The organism is Methylorubrum sp. SL192 (genome assembly GCF_026672325.1).
Taxonomy (GTDB): Bacteria; Pseudomonadota; Alphaproteobacteria; order Rhizobiales; family Beijerinckiaceae; genus Methylobacterium; species Methylobacterium extorquens.
The window spans coordinates 421752-439040 of record NZ_JAPPQV010000003.1 but is presented as its reverse complement, the minus strand read 5'-3'; the positions used below and the strand labels follow the sequence as shown (position 1 = coordinate 439040).

The window sequence follows — 17289 nt, the reverse complement described above, 5'->3', positions numbered from 1 at the left end:
ATGACGGCCCGATCATCAATGCCCTAATCTCGGCACGGATGGGATCTCGGGGAGGGTTCGTCAGGACGATGGCGATGAGTCGGCGCGACCTCGGGAAGGCAATGTACGGCGCCGTGCTGGCGGGGGCCTCGACGGATGCGGCGGCCGAGGCCACGCCCAAAAATGCCCCAGCCAAAGGTGCCCCCGCCAAAGGTGCCCCTGGCGGAAACGTGACCCTGATCCGCGGCGCCTACGTCATGACCATGGATGCCACGCGGGGCGACCTGCCCGAAGCCGACATCCTCGTGCGCGACGGGCGCATCGCTGCACTCGATCGCGCTCTGCCGGTACCGGCAGGCGCCGACATCGTCGACGCGGCGGGCGCGGTGGTCCTGCCGGGCTTCGTCGATGCCCACACCCACGGCTCGATCAGCCAGATGCGGGGCCTCTACGGCAACACGCCCGAGACCGCATTCTTCCCCGTCACCAACCGGCTCTCAGCGCACTACACGCCGGAGGACACCTATCTCGGCATGCTGCTGAGCGCCGTGGAGAATGTGGCGTCCGGCATCACCACCACCGCAGATTTCTTCGACATCGTGCGCGACCGCGATCACGCCGAGGCCGGCCTCAGGGCGCTGCAGGACGCGCCGATCCGGGCGAGGCTGCTCTACGGGATGAAGAGCAAGACCACGGCGGACCCGATCGATCTTGCTCATGTCGAGGAATGGCAGCGGGGCTGGGCACAGCGCTCGGCGGGCGGTCGCCTCTCCCTCGGACTCGCCTGGCGCCTGCCGCAGGATCTCGACGACGCGCAGGCCTGGACGATCAAACAGAGGGAATGGGAGGCAGCCCGACGGCTCGGGCTGCCGATGCAGGTCCATGTCAGCGGCACGGTGCCGGGACGGGCGGCGGCGATGTTCGACGCCCTGATCGGCCGGCGGATGCTGCATCCGAATCTGCAGGTCATTCATGCGACGGACGCCCGGGATGACCAACTCGCCGCGCTGGAGGAGGCCGGCTCCGGCCTCGTGGTCACGCCCCTGACCGAGCATCGGGTCGGCTACGGCCTGACCCGGATCGATCGCTTCGCCGGGACTCGGCGCCTTGGTTTCGGCATCGACGGGAGCGCGCTGGCCGGGTTCACCGATATGTTCGCCCTCATGCGCCTCGTCGCGCTCACCCAGGCCGGCGCCACGCGTGACGAGACGGCCGTTTCGCCCCGTCGGCTCCTGGAACTGGCGACGGTCGGCGGCGCCCGGGCGCTGGGTCTGGACGCGGAGATCGGCGCACTCGTGCCGGGCCGCGCGGCTGATCTGCAGATCGTTCGGCTCGACGCATGGCACCTCGCCGGTTTCGACGGCGGCGATCCATCGGGACTGCTGGTCTACTCGGCCCGGCCGGAGGATGTCGCGGCCGTCATGGTCGGAGGCCGGTTCGTGAAGCGCGACCGTCGTCTCCTTGGCTTCGATGCTGCGGCGCTTCTTGGCCAAGCCCGCTCGTCCATCCGAAGCATCCGTCGACGTGCTCTCCGGGCTGATCCTTGAGCGCGTTATGAACTGAACGTTCGCTTTGGCGTGAAGCGTGGCCGAACGCCTACATCCCTTCGCAGACGCGCTCGCTACCCGCCGCGATCGTCCCTTCGGTCCTGGAGCCAGAGCCGTCTCGACGGTCGTTGAACGGCCGGGATGCGACAAGCCGCCCCCCTCGACTGCGTGCCGTCTCTTAGGCCCTCAGCCGCGGAGCGTTCCAGCCGCTCAAACATCTTAGAGTTTCAACACCGCGAGCGATTTCGCGGCGCCGCGCTGCTCCAGGTCGAGGCTGTGCTCCCGGATCTCCGCGTCGGTAAGTTCGCGCAGCACCTCGGATTCGGCGTCGGCACCGACCGCCTCGGAGACGACCAGAAGGGCGTCCTGCTCGTCGCCTGCGACCACCAGAACCGGCACGGTCCTCGGGTCGCCTCCGTCCGGCCCCCGCGCCGTCACCTGCACACCGTAGGCCTTGTTCATTGTCTATCATTCCTGATCAGTATCGCGGTCGTCGCGGTTGCTCCGCTGGGAGCGGATTTACGGTCCTCCGGCGAGAGAGCCCGTGATCACCATAATCAACGCGTCGATATCGATCCGCCCTTGGATGTCGACAAAGCCGTCCTCCGCGAGGCTGACCTTCGGCGCGGCATCCGTCGCCTCCGCTTGACGCTGAAGTTCAGTCAGGATGGCGTCCCTGATCGTGGTCTGCAGGTCCATGATTGATCCTCCATATCGAGTCGTCCGACGTCGCATGTCCAAGCGTCGCGGTCGCGCAGGTTGAGAGACCTGCTTCTGCGAGGTCTCACGCCTGTTTCGGTTGCCCGTTCGATGCCGTGAGGCCGCCATCCACCGGCAGGTTCACGCCGGTGACGTAGCGCGCATCCTCGCTCGCCAGGAAGGCGATCACGTCGGCAACCTCATCGGGTTCGGCCCCACGGCCGAGGGGGATCCGCTCCGCGAAGCGCTTCATAAGGCCTGCGTCGCCCTTCATGTCCTCGGTCAGGTCGGTGAAGGTCAGGCCGGGATTGACCGCGTTGACCCGCACGCCTCTCTCGCCGAGTTCAAGGGCCAGCGAGCGCGTGAAGTTCGACACCGCACCCTTGGCCGCGTTGTAGAAGCTCATGTTCCAGTCGCCGCCGAGCCCCGATACGGATGAGACGTTGACGATGTTGCCGCCGCTCCGGATCAGATGCGGCAGGGCGGCGCGCGTGCAGAAAAATACGCCGTCCACGTCGATGGCCATGACCTTGCGCCAATCGGCGACGGACGCCTCAAGGAGCGGGCCGGTCGGAACGATGCCGGCATTGTTGACGAGGATGTCGAGGCGGCCGAAGCGCTCGACGGCGGCGGCGATCAGAGCCTCGGCATCACCCTGATCGGACACGTCGCCGGTCTGCACCAGAACGCGATCCGGTTCGAGATCGGCGGTGACGCGCTCAAGCTTCTCCCGCGTGCGGCCGTTGAGCACGACCGATGCGCCGTCCTGCGCGAAGCGCCGCGCCGTCGCGGCCCCGATGCCGGAGCCTGATCCCGTCACGATCACCACCTTGCCGCTGAACCGGGTCATGCGCTGGGCTCTCCACGTCGTCGCTCATCGGTCGCTGCGGCCACTGCGGGCGTCGAGGCCATCTCGCAGGGCTAACCGGGCGAGGCGGCATTCGTTCTCGATCGCAAGGCCATCAAGGGGCGCCCTCGTCGTAGAAGGCGCGTCCGTGCTCCCTGTTTCGGTCCTCGCCCGCCGCGAGCCGGTCCGCCACGTAGCCGGTCACGAAGGCATAGATCGCCTTATGCAGGAGATCGACGCGTTGCTCGTCGAGTGGCCAGGTCCACGGCGGGGCACCGGCTCCCGTGACGTTCTCCAGGGCCTGATCGTTGAAGAGCCGTGCGTTCAGGAACAGGAACGAGGCGACCGAACCTCGCATGCCGTGCTCGGCCATGAGGGCTCGAAGCGGGCCGAGGGCGATGCCCTGGCCCCAGTGCATGGCCCAGTTCATCACGATATCGTCTCGGTCGGGCTGCGAGCGACCAAGCAGCCGTTGCAGGGTATGGGCCGGCACGAACGAGTTCGGCCGGCCGGTCAGGCTCTGCTCGATCTTCTCGGCGATGGTCATGGCCGCCACTCCGGCCGCCCCTGCCAACAGACCTCGGACCAGGACACCGCCGGCCGCCCCACTGCGCTTGTCTGTTCCAGGACGATCGGGATCGACATCGGGGCGAGCCATCGGCGAGATCCTTGGTCGGGCCGGCCGGCAGGTCATCGGCCGCGCTTTGAGGGGCCAACCCGGCGCTCGCCTTGCAAGTTCATCGACCGGTCGCCGCCGGCATGGCCTGCCTTGCGCCACGCGTCGGAACGCGCCCAATCCGCCATCTGCCGGACACGCACCCTCACATGAGCTTGGCGATCAGGAGGAACCCGAACCCCACGGCCAGGAGGCTTCTCGAGAGTCGGGCAAACGCGCTGACGCCCACGCCATCATCAAGCGCTCGCAAGTGGGCGACTTGTGCGAAGATCGCCGCCCAGTAGGCGGACCACAGGCTCAAGACGGCGCTGGTCAAGGTCGGCACGGCCCCGCTTCGCGCTCAGGCCTGCGCACGCCGTTCCCACCGCCAGGACGCAATCGCGTGCTGTCGCGCCTCGAAGGCCCGCCGAACGGGTGTGCCGTCTTCCCCCCGTCCCTCGCAACCGTAGCCGAACCGGAGGACGCCGTCGGGACCGTAGAGGCGGACCATCTCGGATCGCCACGCGCGATCGGTTCGAGCCAGAACGGCTTCGGTCTCGTTCAATCGGTTCACGTCCATCGCGGTTATCCTGGGCATCGGGGATACGCGTTCAACGCGATCCAACACGATCCGCTCCCCCGCACGCCTCGGCGAGCCTGTGCCACGAGAGGCGCTTCCCCTCATTTTTTCGAAAATCGGTGCAGGGCGAGATGCGGCACTTACGGCACGTGCGGAGCGCGAACCGAGAGGAGGGAGACGTCGTTGTGCACGTATGTCCGACCCATCGTCTGCCCCAGCCTCCGACCAAGCCATCGACGCGCGCCGTCGCGAGATGGCGATCGAGCATCTCCTGTTCGGCACAATCCGCTTCGTCGCCAAGCGTCATCCCGATCTCCTGGATGAACTCGACGGCAGCCTCGACCACCTGTGGGACAAGGCCCATGGCGACGATCGAGACGACGAGGCGGTGCGGGAGGTGGCCCGACGCTTCCTCAAAAGCCTACGCGCCGAGCGTTAGCCGCCAGAGCGACGGCAGCCGCGATTGCGCGGATGCTCGTGACCTTCCGCAACAGTCAGGTTCCGATGCCAATCCGGTCGCTTCCGGACGGCCACGGGGCAAACAGCAATTCTCGCTCCTTGAGCTTCTGAGGAACGGCGAAAGCACGGGAGACGCGTCGTAGGCTGCTAGCTCCCTCTCGCGCTGCCCGAACGTTCGTTGAGCGTGCCTCAGCCCCGGGTGATCAGAGGAAGCCGTGGGCGCGCAGGGCTCGGATCGACGTGGCCGCGCCCTGATGATGGATGAAGACGCCACCGGCCTCTTCCCAGCGGTGCCGATGGGTGTCCCAGTCGTCGACCAACGCGTCGCCCGGACGGCAATGCTCGCGCTTCAGCGCAGCGGTCGTCGTGATCATCGGCGTGCCGGGGAAGTGGCGCTGGGCCCAGCACCGCTTCTGCGGCTCGGCCCAGTTCCCGCGGGGCAGACCAGTGAGGATGACGGGTTCGCAGGACCTGACGGCCTCGTAGAGCTCCCGCGCGTCCGGCAACAGTGCGAGCTCCGCGAAGAAGTCAGGCTCCGCCGCCAGCCGGCTCCAGAATTGCCTCATCCCGAACCGGCGCTGAAAATCCTCCGGCGACATCCCGAGTACGCGTGACGCTCCGCCGTTGAAGTCGGCCAAGACTCCGTCGCAGTCAAGAAACACCGTCGGCATCCCCGCGCCCCACCCTCTCATTGTCCTGCCTAGGCGGTCGCGCGAGCGCGGCCAGATGGGTAACGAGGCGGCGCGGGCTTCGGATCACGGGCAACATGAAGCGCGATACTGCGCTCGGCTCAGCGCTCGGATCGAGACTTGAAGCGCCGGACCGCCAACGTCATAGGCGTCGCAGCCGGACAGCGACGGGGCGGAGCCATAGGGGACCTCCGCGCGTCCCGTCGCGACCTCGCGTCGAGACGCGACGGCGGCACCAAGCGGGCGGACGGACATGGACAGCACCACACATACTCTCGTGCTCGTGCGGCACGGCCAGAGCGAGGATAATGAGCGGGAGCTGTTTTCAGGCTTGCGAGATCCTGCCCTGACCGCGCGCGGCGTCAACGAAGCGCGTGCCGCCGGCCGCAGGCTGAAGACGCTCGGATATCGCTTCGACCACGCGTTCACGAGCCGGCTCCAGCGTGCTCAGCACACGCTCGCGCTGATCCTTGAGGAACTGAGCCAGACCGACCTGCCCGTGCATGCGGACGCGGCCTTGAATGAACGAGACTACGGCGCGCTTGCGGGCTTGAATAAGACGGAGGCTCGTGCCCAGTTCGGCGTCGAGCAGGTCCGCTCCTGGCGGAAATCTTCCGACGCGGTGCCGCCCGGCGGCGAGAGCTTGGCCATGACGGCAGCGCGCCTGTGGCCGTTCTTCGAGCATGCCATCGCACCTCGCGTTCGAAGTGGCGAATGCGTGCTCGTCGTAGCTCACGGAAACTCGCTACGATCCCTGCTCATGCAACTCGATCAAGTCGCCCCCGCAGACATCGAAGATGTCAACATCGGCACAGCGGAGATGCTCATCTACCGCAGCAACACAGACGATCAAGCACTCGTCCGGGCAGCTGCGATCGCTTGTTCGAGTTAGAGAGGAAGCCTCAGAAATCGGGTCGTCTCGCGTAGGGGCGAATCGAGGCGGGTGCCGCTCCGCCCGACCAGACCGGCTGCGCGACATCGGCCCCTGTGTCGGCGCTCATGCAAAGTGGCCGGTCAGTCCCTTTTGGAGGCTGATTGGCACCATCGAGGGCGCATGAGCTGGGAACTGCGCCGGCCGGGAGCCCTCGAGGCCGCCACCTGCTTCGTGCGAGCCGATGACATGCCTGCCTGCGTACGGATCTCTCACGACCTCAACAGGGACACCGCCAGCCCCTCACATGCCTCGGCCAATTTCATGGACCTCCAGCGAGTGAGCTAGTGAGCCGGGCATCTGACAGAAACGCGCAGCGGAGGGCTGCGCAGCTCGTGATGACTAGGCGAGCGAGTGGAGCGATGAGGCTGAGCCCGGCGGAAAGATAATGTCTGATCGCGATCGTCGTAGCAGCATAATGCAAAATTGTTGAGTCTCAGCCAAGAGGCGCGGCAACCTATGCGCCGAGCGCATAATCGTCATTTGGTATCTGGTATACCATACAGTCTCGGGCGGTGGCATAACTCTGCCAACGCAAGCAACCAAACGGGACGCCTACCATGATCGCACTTCTCGCTGCTGCCGCTGTCGCTGCTGGTGCTGCCAACGTTGCCTTGGTCGCCTTTATGGCTGACCGTGTATCTCCGAACGGTAGCGCCGCTGGCGAGTTCGTTGCCATCACCGAGACCACTCCTGCTGCTGCCCAGGCCCGTGCTGTCCGGGCCGGCAACGAGAACGTTCCGGCCCAGGCTGCTAAGCTCGCTGCATAAGCCAGCCCTCACGCTGCACTGACGCTGCAAATTGATGAGCCCTGCCAGATCCTGGCGGGGCTTTTCTTTGCTCAAGGCCAGCGGGAAATCTCGCGCGAGGCCGAAATCTACCTTGGTGCGTTCGGCTCGGATCGCTTTGACTCTAAGAGGAACACGCCGGGTGCTCTCGGTATGACGAGGACGTCGGGAAGGACGAGTCTGCTCGGAGCCGGCCCTTAGGCAAGCCTCAAGGATTGGCGTCGACGGCTGATCTGAGGACCGGCGTCCAGCGGGCAACCTCGCGCTCAACGAGCTTCTGCAGCGCGTCGGGTCCGGCCTCCGCGTCTTTCGGCACCGTGCCGCCGAGCTCGAGGATACGCCTCTTCGCGCCCGGATCCTTGAGCGCGGCATCGAGGGCGGCGACGAGCTTGGCCCTGACATCTACCGGCAGCCCCTTCGGTGCGAAGACCGCGTTCCAGGCGCTGACCTCGTAGTCGGGCAGGCCCGCTTCCTTGGTGGTCGGCACATCGGGCAGGCTCGGGGAGCGCTCGGGCGTCGCGATGGCGTAAGCCTTGATTGTGCCGCCGGCGATCTGCGGAGCGACGTTGACGATCTGATCGGTCATGAAGTCGACCTGACCGGCCATCAGGTCGTTCAGCGCCGGCCCGGTGCCACGGTAGACGACGAGGGTGGGCTTGGCACCGACGATCGAGTCGAACAGCACGCCGGTCGAGTGCGAGACGGAGCCGACGCCCGCATGGGCCTGGTTGATCGAAGCGCCACCGGCCTTGAGCCCCTCGATGAAGCCCTTGAGGTCCTGCGCCGGCATGGCCTTCTTGGCGACGATGACGATCGGCGTGCCGGCGGCGAGGCCAATGGGATCGAAGCTTTTGGCGGGATCGTATTTCAGGCCCTTGAACAGAGCCGGTGCTGCGCCGTGCGTGCCCATATGGCCCATCATGATGGTGTAGCCGTCGGGCGAGGCCTGCGAAGCCCGCGTGATGCCCGTCGTGCCGCCGGCGCCGGTCACGTTCTCGATGACGACCTGCTGACCGAGAACCTGTGACATCGGCTCAGCGACGATCCGCGCGATGACGTCGGTCGGGCCGCCGGCCGCGAAGGGCACCACCATGGTGATCGGGCGCTGGGGATAGGTGTCGGCCGCAGCGCCGAATGCGGCGAGCGCCGATAGGAGGCCGATGGCGAAAGCCCTTCTCATGTTCCTCATCCCTTTCTTGTTTTCCTGTCGCCGGAGATCCCTGCGCCCACCGGGCGCCGAGCCGGTCAGGCTTCCGTAAACACCTCGTCGCGGCTTCGCCGCAGCGACGGCAGCAGCGCCGCCGAGAGAATGGTAAAGGCGACGAGGAACAGCAGCGCACTGAGCGGACGCTCCAGGAAGACCATGGGATCACCGCGCGACAGCGTAAGCGCACGGCGCAGGTATTCTTCCATCAGCTTGCCCAGCACGAAACCCAGCAGAAGCGGTGCCGGCTCGAAGCCGAACTTGATGAGCGCGTAGCCGAACACCCCGAAGGCCGCGATCAGCATCACGTCGGTCGGCAGAGCGTTGATCGAGTAGATGCCGATCGAGCAGAACATCAGGATCGCGGGGAACATCAGCCTGTAGGGCACCTTCAGAAGGCGCACCCAGATGCCGACCAGCGGCAGGTTGATGACGAGCAACATCAGGTTGCCGATCCACATCGAGGCGATCATGCCCCAGAAGAGATTGGGGTTCTTGGTCATCACGCCGGGCCCCGGGATGATGCCGTGGATGGTCATCGCGCCGACCATCAGCGCCATCACGGCATTGGGCGGGATGCCGAGGGTGAGGAGCGGGATGAAGGCCGTCTGTGCGCCGGCATTGTTGGCGCTCTCCGGACCGGCGACGCCCTCGATGGCACCGCGGCCGAAGCGGCTCGGGTCGCGGGCGATGCGCTTCTCGACGGTGTAGGCTGCGAAGGGGCCGAGGACGGCGCCGTTGCCGGGCAGGATTCCGAGCAGCGCCCCAATTGCGGTGCCGCGGAAGACAGAGGGCGCCGCCTGCCGTAGTTCCGCCAGCCCCGGCAGCAGGCGGCCGATACGGGCCTGCGCGATTTCTCTCGTGTCGGTCTGATCCAAGTTGCGCAGGATCTCGGCCACCCCGAACAGGCCCATCGCCAGCACGGAGAAGTCGACGCCGTCCGTCAGGAAGGTGAAGCCGAAGGTCATCCGTTCCTCGCCGGTCTCAAGGTCGGTGCCGACGCACGCGAACAGGATGCCGACCAGGATCATCGCCACGGCCTTCAGAACGGAGCCGTGCGCGAGGACGACGGCAAAGGCCAGCCCCATGACCATCAGGGCAAAGTATTCCGCCGGTCCGAAGATCAGCGCGAGGCGTGTGAGCGGTGCGCCGAGCGCCGCGATCAGGACGGTGGCAACGGTGCCGGCGAAGAACGAGGCAAGCGCGGCGGTGCCGAGCGCAATGCCGGCCCGGCCCTGGCGCGCCATCTGATGCCCGTCGAGGGTGGTGACGACAGAGGTCGCCTCTCCCGGGATGTTGACAAGGATTGCGGTGGTCGAACCGCCATACTGCGCCCCGTAATAGATGCCCGCGAGCATGATCAATGCGCCCACCGGATCGAGGCCGAAGGTGATCGGCAAGAGCATGGCGATGGTTGCAATCGGGCCGACGCCGGGCAACACGCCGATCAGCGTGCCGACGAGGCAGCCGAGGAAGCAGAGCAGCAGGTTCTGCAGGCTCAGCGCGACGCCGAAGCCGAGACCCAGATTGGAGAGGAGATCCGGCACGGGCTTGCGCTCCCGATCAACCGGTCATCGCGTGCCGGGCGACATCGGTCCCGCCCCGCCGCGCAGACCGGCGCAGCAGGAGCAGCAGACCCAGTCCCGCCAGGGCGAGCGCCCCGGCCGCCAGTCGCAAGAGCACCCGTGAGGAGACCGTTCCGCTCGCCGCCTCGATGAGCGCGGTGGGAAAGAGCGGGATCGGCAGGTTGAGCAGATCGCCGAACAGCAGCATGCACCCGGCCGTGAGAAGCAGCGCCAGGATCACGAGCTCGCGAAACCGCGCTTCAGGAGACGCGTAGCCCGCGAGAATGACCGCGAGGGGGCCGGCGACGATCAGGCCGAAGCCGGGCGTCGTGATGGGGCCGAGGGCGGTCGGCCGGATCGTCGCGGCAAAGGCGAGAATCGCCAGGACGACGACGATCGGGCCGCGCAGGCCGAACGTCTGAAGCCCTGCGCCGCCACGGACGAAGCCCGTCGCGGCAAGCAAGACCCCGCAGGCGGCCACGCCGATTGCAACCCAGTGCGGCAGCATGCCGGGCCCCATCGCACCGAGGGTGCCTCGTGAAAGATCGCCCGCGGCCCAGACGCCGGACATTCCGAGCAGGACGAGGCCAAGGCCGGCTGCCACGTTCTGCGGCACGCGCGAAAGCGCATGGCCCGACCCAGCGCCAGTCGATCGGTCGCTCATCGTCCCCTCTCAACGGGCATGCCCGCACCGGTGCTCCCGATGCGCGTGGCGCAAAGAAAACGACCGGACCCTCCCACGAGGAATTTTATCCAGATCTTAGGCTGCGGAGCTAAATTTCGGCAAGACCTGACGCCCGCGAAATCGCTCATCTCCCAAGCCTTCTGTTATCGACAACAGGGCCGGCGGGGCGCGCGCTCTATCGCGGCTCCTTTCAACATCAGCATTCGAGGCAAGCGTTGACGGGCCGATGCCGAAGATGCGCGTGCGCGCCGGCTCAGGAGCGAAAGGTTTGCCGCGGGTCGAGCCCCCTGCGAATTCTCATGGTTGGCGCATGCTGCGCCATTGGTCTTGACCGCGTAGCTCCCTCTTTGGGCGCTCGTTATGCCGCGCCGGAAGGATGGGGAGCTGTGTGCCGTAGGCGTGGCATCGATCGTCGGTTCTGCGAGTTGACGACTGAGCACGTCACACCGGGAGAAATGCCATGGACGAAGATCGCTTTAACATCGAGTTGCGCAAGTTTTTGAAGGAAGTCGGCGTCACCTCGCAGCGTGAGATCGAACGTGTCGCCCGCGAGGGTCTCGCGCAGGGCGGCACGTTGAAGCTGCGCATGACACTCACGGCCGAGAATGCGCCGCTCGAGCACGTCGTCGAGCGGACGATCTCGCTTGGTGAGGGTGCGGATAGCTAAACACCCTCGCTTACGGGAATTTGGTCGTTGGTCCGACCGAAAGCGTCTGGCGCTTCATGCCCAGCGTGTAGCGAGCTCGGGCATGTCATCGGCCATGTCCGTGTTCACCGACGTGATCCGCATCCGCGGACACAGTGCCGGGCGCTTGATCGGGCCCTTCGCCGCTCCCTGGCGCACCCGACACGATTCGATCGTGTGAGCTTTGCGCGTGCCAGGTTTTCAGCGACGGACGATCTGCTTGTTGCCCTCTATGGCTACGGAGCAACATAGACGGGATCACCAGCGTTCTCCCTGCCGTCCGGCTGCTCCATTCGGTAATCGCAACCGTGTCTCCGCGACGAAGACCGTCTGTGCACTCCCGAGTCGCTCTCGGAGCTGTGGCGGCTGCAGCCATGGCCACCGGTCTCATCGTCCGTGCCCGGGCCAAGCAAGCGGAGGACGCGCACCCGCCCTTGGGCCGTTTCGTCGAGGCCGACGGCGTGCGCCTTCACTATATCGAGTGCGGTGCCGGCGAGCCGCTGGTCATCTTCCACGGCAACGGGAGCATGGCGGAGGAATTCATCCTCAGTGGCTTCGTCACCTTGGCCGCGCAGCACTTCCGCGTCATCGTGTTCGATCGTCCGGGCTACGGCTACAGCGAGCGCCCGCACAGCAAAGTTTGGACGCCAGCGGCGCAAGCCGACCTCTTGATCGGTGCGCTTGCTCAGATTGGCGTCAACCGAGTGATTGCCCTCGGCCATTCCTGGGGCGCTTCGGTTGCGATCGCAGCAGCCCTACGCCACCCAGACGCCGTTCGCGGGCTGGTTCTGGAGAGTGGCTACTACTATCCGTCACCCCGTGCCGACCTTGCCCTGTTCTCGATAGCGGCCCTCCCGTTGATCGGTGACGTGCTGCGCTACACGGCATATCCGCTGACAGCGCGCCTGCTATGGCCGATCATGCGGCGCAACCTGTTCAGCCCAGCTGCCGTCGCTCCGGCGTTTGCACGATTTCCCTCATCGATGGCGATGCGTCCGTCGCAGCTTCACGCGAGTGCGGCAGAGTCCGCCTTGATGGTTCCGAACGCGGCGGTGCTCCAAAGGCACTATCGTAAGCTGAGGATGCCTATCGCCATCATCGCCGGGATCGGCGACAGGATGGTCGATGTCGACGGTCAATCCCGTCGCCTCCACGGCGAGGTGCTGCACAGCAGCCTGCACCTTGTGGAGGAGTGTGGCCACATGGTTCATCACACCGCACCGCACAGAGTGTTGGCCGGTCTCGAAGAAGTTCGTCGGGCTGCCTGCGAGGCGAGCGCCCGCCGAGAGACGTCGCTCCAAGCGACGTAGACAACTCATCCCAAAGCCAGCCGGTCAGCTCGTTCAGCGGCCCGGCCTGAAACGCAGGATGCATCCCTGATCTTCGTCGGTCAGGAGGTAGAGGAGACCGTCTGGTCCCTGAACAACCTGCCGGATGCGCTCACCCATGGGAATGCGCTCCTCACCGGTGACGCGCGACGCGACGAGGGTCAGACGAATGACAGCCTGTGACGTCAGTCCAGCAAGAAACAGGTTCCCACGCCAGCTCGGAAAAGAGCTGCCGGAGTAGAACACTATTCCTGAGAATGAGATCGAGGGCGACCAATGGTAAGCGGCATCGGCAAGGTCCGGCCGTGCCGGTGGCCTTGGAATTGCGCTTCCATCCATGTGCTGACCCCAACTGACCAGAGGCCAGCCATAGTTGCGCCCGGGCTCAATGATGTTGATCTCGTCACCACCGGTCGGTCCGAACTCGCCTGCCCACAGAGCGCCGGTTTCCGGCTGGACCGCGAGGCCTTGGATGTTGCGGTGACCGTAGGACCAGATCTCGGGCCGAGCGCCCTCATGGTTCGCGAACGGATTGTCGGGTGGCATGGAGCCATCCGGGTTGACGCGGATGAGCTTACCGACGTCGGTCGAGAGGTCCTGGGCAAGGCCCGGATTGAACCGGTCCCCGGTTGAGATGAAGAGCTTGCCGTCGGGCGCGAAGAGAAGGCGAGAGCCAAAGTGACCAGCGTCACTGCTACCCACCGGATGCTGCCGGAAAATGACCTGGAAATCCTCAAACGCGGTTTGGTCTGAGTTGAGCCTTCCGCGCCCAGCGGCTGTAGCCGCTCCGTTCTCGCGCGGTTCGCCGTAGGTTAGATAGATAAAGCGGTTCTCTGAGAAGTTGGGATCTGCCGCTACGTCTAGAAGCCCACCTTCGCCGGTATGGACGGGTGGAGTTCCGCGGAGAGGGGCCGAGACTTGTCCCCCTGCTGAGACGATGTGCAGGCGGCCAGCGCGCTCGGTGACCAGCATGCCTCCATCCGGCAGAAAGGCTAGACCCCAGGGATGGTCAAGATTGCAGGCAACGGGCTCTACGACGATCTCGGCCTTCTCGGTGCTGAGGCGCTCGGGCGGCCGCGCCACGGCAGGGTGCAGAGCCATCGTGAGCACGGCCGCGGTCGCAACGAGAATACGGATCACAGCGCTTCCCCAGACGAAGCCTCACCTTGCAACCCGCAAAAGCGCGCTCGGGATCAACAATGAAGCTGCGCCTGACACTCGTGGCCGAGAATGCGTCGCTGGAGCACGTCGCCGAGCGGACGATCTCGCTTGGTGAGAGTGAGGACAGCGAAACACCTTACGCTTACAGTAACGTGCAAACAGATCGGGCCGAAAGTGTCTCGCGCTTCATGCCTAGCGTGTAACGGGTTCGGGCACGTCATCGGCCATCTCCATGTTCTCCAACGTGATCTGCCCTGGTGCTCTCGGCAACCGCGGATCGAGCGTACCGTCGATCGACGTGAGCTCTGATCGATAAGGACCACCGGTTGATGCCGCTTCGGTCCGACGCCGGATGCGCGGCAGCGGCTGGCCTAGCCGCGGCGCACCCAAGGCACACCATCGGCGCCGCGTCCGCATCCGCGGGCACATTGCCGGCGCTTGAGCCGCCTCTCCACCGCTTCCTGGCACACCCGGCACGATTCGAACGTGTGACTTGCGCCTGAGGAGGGCTGCGCCACCATCACTTTGAGCGATCAGGGCATTTCATCACCCCGCACAGCGCCGTTGCGTCCGCTGCCCAGTTGGGCTACTCACGAGCCACGGTCAGCACCCGTAGCTCAGCTGGATAGAGCGTTGCCCTCCGAAGGCAAAGGTCACACGTTCGAATCGTGTCGGGTGCGCCATTTCCATATAGAACTGCGAACACTCGGCGCGACTGATGAGCCTGCGCCCATGACGGCAGCCTACAGGCTGGTCTTGTCGTCGACGATGCGGATCACGTCCGCGCAGACCTCGACCCGATCGACGGTCGACCGAAGCCACGCCTTCCGGAACGGGATCACACCCGTCGTCACATGCTCCCGCATCAGTTGGCGGAACGGCTCGACTAGGGCATCTCTGCAAAGGGGTTAATCCGGGAGGGGTGAACTCCCAGGTGTGGGGGCGATGCGACGCTTTGAACTGACCGACGCGCAGTGGGGGCAGATCGCTCCTCTGCTGCCTCCGCAGAAGCCGCGCACGGGCTGGCCTGCGGAGGATCAACGGTAAGTCCTCGTCGGCATGCTCTAGATCCTGCCGGCAGGCGCTCCCTGAGAGGACGTGCCGGCGCGCTACGGGGCCAATCGGGACCTTGTCGACCTCGCTGCGCAGAGCCGAGACGCGCTGCTCCACCTGCGCCGCCTTCTCCGCCCGCAGCGACCACAACGAGGCCGGCTTCGCCCGCAGCCGCTTGGGCTGCGGCAGCTCCGCCACGAGATGGTCGGTCACCAATGTGTCGAGCGCCGCTTGGGCCGGATCGACAGCCCCTCCTCGCGGTAGATCCGGTCGGTGCGCTTGTGAGTCACCTTCCAGCCCTCCCGCTGCAGCAGGATGTGCAGCCGGCGGCAGCCGCAGCGCACCCGTGCGGCGGCCCCCTCCTTCAGCCGCATCCGCAGCGCGACCTGCGGATCCCAGTGACTGCGGTAGCGATGGGACGAACGGCCGAAGCCGGTAGCCTGACAGGCCCAACGCTCGCTGACGTCGTAGGCCGCATGGAGGTGGCCGGCGACCTCAGGGCGAGTGGCGGGCCTCACCACTGATCCTTGAGCACATCCAGCAGCATGGAGCGGTCCAGCATCAGGTCGGCGACCAGCCGCTTGAGCTTGCTGTTCTTATCCTCCAGCTGCTTCAGCCGCCGGATCTCCGGGACGCCCATGCCGACGAACTGCTTCTTCCAACTGTAAAATGTCGGCTCGGACACGCCCATCTTCCGGCAGGCCTCGTCCACCGACGCACCGCTCTTCGACTGCCTCAGAGCAAAGGCGATCCGCTCGTTCGTGAACTGTTTAGAAGGCATGGCATCCGCCCTCCTTCAGGGTTCAAGATGCCCGAAAAACTTGTGCAAGGCCCAGACCAAGCTGGCGGGTCAGGGGCAAACTAACTTTGCTCCGGACGGCCGCGTGGGGCCGATCAAGGGGAGCACACCAAAATTCAACCGTAATACCAGGCATAGAATAGGCGCGACGGCGACCTTCCGGGATCGCCGCGCAACCCTGCTGCCGGGCGAGGCTTGTATCAGGCCAAGAGTGCGCCCGTGTCGTAGAAGTGGTAGTCGAAGGAATCGCTCAGCACCACGCCGCCGGTCTTGATTGCGATGGTGTAGGATGCGCCGTCGTTGCTGTCCTTGAGCGTGTAGTAGTCGAGGCCAGGATTGTACTTGGCCAGCGCATTCACGACAGAATCGGTGGTGACCTTCGTCAGCGTCGAATCGGCACCGAAACCGCTGAACCGCAGGAAGTCGCCGCCTGCAACGCCGGCACCTTCAAAGTCCCACACGAAATCCTGGGGCTTAGCGCCAAGGGACAGGTCGAAATCCGCCTTCGAGAAGGCAAACGTATCGTTGCCGGCACCGCCGTACAGCGCGTCGACGCCCTTGCCGCCCTGCAGCAGGTCGTTGCCTGCGCCGCCGCTCAGACGATCGTTGCCCGCACCGCCGTACAGCTTGTCGGCGCCACCGTTGCCGTTGATCAGGTCGTTACCGCCCTGGCCGTCGATGAGATCGCCGCCGGCCGTGCCGCCGATCGAATTGTCTCCATTGGTGCCGAAGTACTTTACGCCGGTCAGGACAGGACCAGTGGAAGGAAAGGACATTTGAATTCTCCTGCGCTCGAAAAGGTTTTCAAACTCGAAAGCCTGACGGCGCTTTGTATCGACAGCCTTAAGGATTTGTCAACCAATGAATTCAGTACAAATTTTGCGATGACAGCCTATTTTGAGACAAATTTTCCGATTGTGGCTCGAATGTGTGCTGAAACGGCTGATATCGAAATAAAAAGCCAGATCCTACGTACTTTTGATCGATATTCGGGTATGCTGATGGCGAGATGGCGAGATCAAATCAGATAAGAGATCGCCGGATTCTCAATTCATGCCTAGCACTCGTTGCAAAATTGGCACTGGCTTAAGTCGCACCTCGTGACAGCGCCAATCTCGTATTGTAAGAAAAATATATCCGCGCGACAGAAGTGGGCCTTCAGCGCGCCGACATCTCACCCCGGACTTTACGGGCAAGGCCGCTCGCAGAAAGGTGGTCCGACGTTTGCGTCGAGTGCGTGTCACGAGGGAAAGCGGTCATGTCGACCTCGGGCTGCATCCCAACGTGGCGTCGACGAGCATGTACCGGCGTATCGCGCTCGCGCAATGAACCGACGCAGGCCTCGTCGCAGCCGGTATTGCGACGCCATCATCCTGCACCGCGAACATTTAGTTGGGGTTTTCGGCCACGATCTAAAGACTCGAGTTCGAGGCGCACCGTCCGGCCCTGTCAAAGCCGGCGCGATCCAGACAAAGGACCGGTCGGCAACACCCGCCCCGGACTTGAGGCATCTCCGCCGATTGAACGCGATACCTCAGCGCGGGTCGATAATCACCGGACCGGCGGAATTAAACCCGATAGCCCAGTCAACTCTACAATTTCCAAAATCTAGCGATTTTTATAGACCTCTGTTGC

General features: G+C 65.0%; 19 protein-coding genes, 1 tRNA gene and 2 pseudogenes. 10 read left to right on the top strand and 12 right to left on the bottom strand.

Features of this window, described 5'->3' with window-relative positions; all coding sequences use genetic code 11:
- Nucleotides 1–74: 74 nt before the first annotated feature.
- Complete coding sequence (locus tag OVA30_RS02915; protein WP_268174552.1) at nt 75–1526, top strand: amidohydrolase family protein; 1452 nt, start codon at nt 75–77, stop codon at nt 1524–1526.
- Nucleotides 1527–1745: 219 nt separating this feature from the next.
- Here OVA30_RS02915 and OVA30_RS02910 read toward each other — a convergent pair whose 3' ends face one another.
- The 4 genes from OVA30_RS02910 to OVA30_RS02895 form a co-directional block, all read right to left on the bottom strand.
- Nucleotides 1746–1988 (bottom strand): hypothetical protein, encoded by a 243-nt coding sequence (locus tag OVA30_RS02910; protein ID WP_268174551.1) that lies wholly within the window; start codon nt 1986–1988, stop codon nt 1746–1748.
- Between the two features lie 57 nt (nt 1989–2045).
- The gene (locus OVA30_RS02905) at nt 2046–2225 is read right to left on the bottom strand and encodes a hypothetical protein (protein WP_042508751.1); all 180 of its coding nucleotides are present in this window, start codon (nt 2223–2225) and stop codon (nt 2046–2048) included.
- A gap of 85 nt (nt 2226–2310) precedes the next feature.
- Complete coding sequence (locus OVA30_RS02900; protein WP_268174550.1) at nt 2311–3075, bottom strand: SDR family NAD(P)-dependent oxidoreductase; 765 nt, start codon at nt 3073–3075, stop codon at nt 2311–2313.
- A gap of 112 nt (nt 3076–3187) precedes the next feature.
- Nucleotides 3188–3619, bottom strand: coding sequence for a hypothetical protein (locus tag OVA30_RS02895; protein ID WP_147019917.1), 432 nt, complete (start codon nt 3617–3619; stop codon nt 3188–3190).
- An 881-nt stretch (nt 3620–4500) separates the two neighbouring features.
- On the opposite strand from OVA30_RS02895, the gene OVA30_RS02890 reads away from it, so the two are divergent.
- Nucleotides 4501–4746, top strand: coding sequence for a hypothetical protein (locus OVA30_RS02890; protein WP_012252957.1), 246 nt, complete (start codon nt 4501–4503; stop codon nt 4744–4746).
- Between the two features lie 223 nt (nt 4747–4969).
- Here OVA30_RS02890 and OVA30_RS02885 read toward each other — a convergent pair whose 3' ends face one another.
- Nucleotides 4970–5437 (bottom strand): 5' nucleotidase, NT5C type, encoded by a 468-nt coding sequence (locus tag OVA30_RS02885; RefSeq protein WP_268174549.1) that lies wholly within the window; start codon nt 5435–5437, stop codon nt 4970–4972.
- A gap of 271 nt (nt 5438–5708) precedes the next feature.
- Here OVA30_RS02885 and OVA30_RS02880 point away from each other — a divergent pair, with 271 nt between their 5' ends.
- Both OVA30_RS02880 and OVA30_RS02875 read left to right on the top strand, forming a co-directional pair.
- Nucleotides 5709–6347 carry a 2,3-bisphosphoglycerate-dependent phosphoglycerate mutase gene (locus OVA30_RS02880; protein ID WP_268174548.1) on the top strand — a complete coding sequence of 213 codons (639 nt, stop codon included), beginning with the start codon at nt 5709–5711 and terminating at the stop codon, nt 6345–6347.
- Between the two features lie 599 nt (nt 6348–6946).
- Entirely contained in the window at nt 6947–7156 is a 210-nt protein-coding gene (locus OVA30_RS02875) for a hypothetical protein (RefSeq protein ID WP_080577098.1), read from the top strand.
- 226 nt (nt 7157–7382) lie between these two features.
- Here OVA30_RS02875 and OVA30_RS02870 read toward each other — a convergent pair whose 3' ends face one another.
- The 3 genes from OVA30_RS02870 to OVA30_RS02860 form a co-directional block, all read right to left on the bottom strand.
- A complete protein-coding gene (locus OVA30_RS02870; protein ID WP_012252953.1) occupies nt 7383–8354 on the bottom strand; it encodes a tripartite tricarboxylate transporter substrate-binding protein in 972 nt (323 codons plus the stop codon).
- A 65-nt stretch (nt 8355–8419) separates the two neighbouring features.
- Nucleotides 8420–9925, bottom strand: a complete 1506-nt coding sequence (locus OVA30_RS02865; protein ID WP_268174547.1) for a tripartite tricarboxylate transporter permease — start codon at nt 9923–9925, stop codon at nt 8420–8422.
- 16 nt (nt 9926–9941) lie between these two features.
- Nucleotides 9942–10607, bottom strand: coding sequence for a tripartite tricarboxylate transporter TctB family protein (locus OVA30_RS02860; protein ID WP_268174546.1), 666 nt, complete (start codon nt 10605–10607; stop codon nt 9942–9944).
- A 481-nt stretch (nt 10608–11088) separates the two neighbouring features.
- Here OVA30_RS02860 and OVA30_RS02855 point away from each other — a divergent pair, with 481 nt between their 5' ends.
- Nucleotides 11089–11295, top strand: a complete 207-nt coding sequence (locus OVA30_RS02855; protein ID WP_003604821.1) for a DUF6494 family protein — start codon at nt 11089–11091, stop codon at nt 11293–11295.
- Nucleotides 11296–11687: 392 nt separating this feature from the next.
- A complete protein-coding gene (locus tag OVA30_RS02850) occupies nt 11688–12623 on the top strand; it encodes an alpha/beta fold hydrolase (protein WP_268174545.1) in 936 nt (311 codons plus the stop codon).
- A 33-nt stretch (nt 12624–12656) separates the two neighbouring features.
- On the opposite strand, the gene OVA30_RS02845 is transcribed toward OVA30_RS02850, so the two are convergent.
- Nucleotides 12657–13781 (bottom strand): PQQ-dependent sugar dehydrogenase, encoded by a 1125-nt coding sequence (locus OVA30_RS02845; RefSeq protein WP_268174544.1) that lies wholly within the window; start codon nt 13779–13781, stop codon nt 12657–12659.
- Between the two features lie 59 nt (nt 13782–13840).
- Between OVA30_RS02845 and OVA30_RS02840 the strand changes: the two genes are divergently transcribed.
- The gene (locus OVA30_RS02840; RefSeq protein ID WP_162091609.1) at nt 13841–14005 is read left to right on the top strand and encodes a hypothetical protein; all 165 of its coding nucleotides are present in this window, start codon (nt 13841–13843) and stop codon (nt 14003–14005) included.
- Between the two features lie 403 nt (nt 14006–14408).
- Nucleotides 14409–14485: transfer RNA gene (locus tag OVA30_RS02835), tRNA-Arg, on the top strand.
- A gap of 60 nt (nt 14486–14545) precedes the next feature.
- Here the strand turns inward: OVA30_RS02835 and OVA30_RS02830 are convergent.
- Entirely contained in the window at nt 14546–14668 is a 123-nt protein-coding gene (locus OVA30_RS02830) for a hypothetical protein (protein WP_268174543.1), read from the bottom strand.
- 79 nt (nt 14669–14747) lie between these two features.
- Between OVA30_RS02830 and OVA30_RS02825 the strand changes: the two are divergent.
- Nucleotides 14748–14867: pseudogene (locus tag OVA30_RS02825) on the top strand (IS5-like element ISMra2 family transposase); the annotation flags it as partial.
- A gap of 200 nt (nt 14868–15067) precedes the next feature.
- On the opposite strand, the pseudogene OVA30_RS02820 reads toward OVA30_RS02825, so the two are convergent.
- Together OVA30_RS02820 and OVA30_RS25935 are read right to left on the bottom strand one after the other, a co-directional pair.
- A pseudogene (locus tag OVA30_RS02820) lies at nt 15068–15636 on the bottom strand (transposase); the annotation flags it as partial.
- A gap of 218 nt (nt 15637–15854) precedes the next feature.
- Nucleotides 15855–16430, bottom strand: a complete 576-nt coding sequence (locus OVA30_RS25935) for a calcium-binding protein (RefSeq protein ID WP_326493605.1) — start codon at nt 16428–16430, stop codon at nt 15855–15857.
- On the opposite strand from OVA30_RS25935, the gene OVA30_RS02810 reads away from it, so the two are divergent.
- Nucleotides 16431–16685, top strand: a complete 255-nt coding sequence (locus OVA30_RS02810; protein WP_268174542.1) for a hypothetical protein — start codon at nt 16431–16433, stop codon at nt 16683–16685.
- Nucleotides 16686–17289 lie beyond the last annotated feature (604 nt).

Bases quoted from the DNA above. Each gene is read 5' to 3' on its own strand.
- OVA30_RS02870 (WP_012252953.1), bottom strand. From the start codon at position 8,354: ATGAGAAGGGCTTTCGCCATCGGCCTCCTATCGGCGCTCGCCGCATTC.
- OVA30_RS02890 (WP_012252957.1), top strand. From the start codon at position 4,501: ATGTCCGACCCATCGTCTGCCCCAGCCTCCGACCAAGCCATCGACGCG.
- OVA30_RS02850 (WP_268174545.1), top strand. From the start codon at position 11,688: ATGGCCACCGGTCTCATCGTCCGTGCCCGGGCCAAGCAAGCGGAGGAC.
- OVA30_RS02860 (WP_268174546.1), bottom strand. From the start codon at position 10,607: ATGAGCGACCGATCGACTGGCGCTGGGTCGGGCCATGCGCTTTCGCGC.
- OVA30_RS02910 (WP_268174551.1), bottom strand. From the start codon at position 1,988: ATGAACAAGGCCTACGGTGTGCAGGTGACGGCGCGGGGGCCGGACGGA.
- OVA30_RS02875 (WP_080577098.1), top strand. From the start codon at position 6,947: ATGATCGCACTTCTCGCTGCTGCCGCTGTCGCTGCTGGTGCTGCCAAC.
- OVA30_RS02840 (WP_162091609.1), top strand. From the start codon at position 13,841: ATGAAGCTGCGCCTGACACTCGTGGCCGAGAATGCGTCGCTGGAGCAC.
- OVA30_RS02915 (WP_268174552.1), top strand. From the start codon at position 75: ATGAGTCGGCGCGACCTCGGGAAGGCAATGTACGGCGCCGTGCTGGCG.
- OVA30_RS02885 (WP_268174549.1), bottom strand. From the start codon at position 5,437: ATGCCGACGGTGTTTCTTGACTGCGACGGAGTCTTGGCCGACTTCAAC.
- OVA30_RS02880 (WP_268174548.1), top strand. From the start codon at position 5,709: ATGGACAGCACCACACATACTCTCGTGCTCGTGCGGCACGGCCAGAGC.
- OVA30_RS02905 (WP_042508751.1), bottom strand. From the start codon at position 2,225: ATGGACCTGCAGACCACGATCAGGGACGCCATCCTGACTGAACTTCAG.
- OVA30_RS02895 (WP_147019917.1), bottom strand. From the start codon at position 3,619: ATGACCATCGCCGAGAAGATCGAGCAGAGCCTGACCGGCCGGCCGAAC.
- OVA30_RS02900 (WP_268174550.1), bottom strand. From the start codon at position 3,075: ATGACCCGGTTCAGCGGCAAGGTGGTGATCGTGACGGGATCAGGCTCC.
- OVA30_RS02830 (WP_268174543.1), bottom strand. From the start codon at position 14,668: ATGCGGGAGCATGTGACGACGGGTGTGATCCCGTTCCGGAAGGCGTGG.
- OVA30_RS25935 (WP_326493605.1), bottom strand. From the start codon at position 16,430: ATGTCCTTTCCTTCCACTGGTCCTGTCCTGACCGGCGTAAAGTACTTC.
- OVA30_RS02855 (WP_003604821.1), top strand. From the start codon at position 11,089: ATGGACGAAGATCGCTTTAACATCGAGTTGCGCAAGTTTTTGAAGGAA.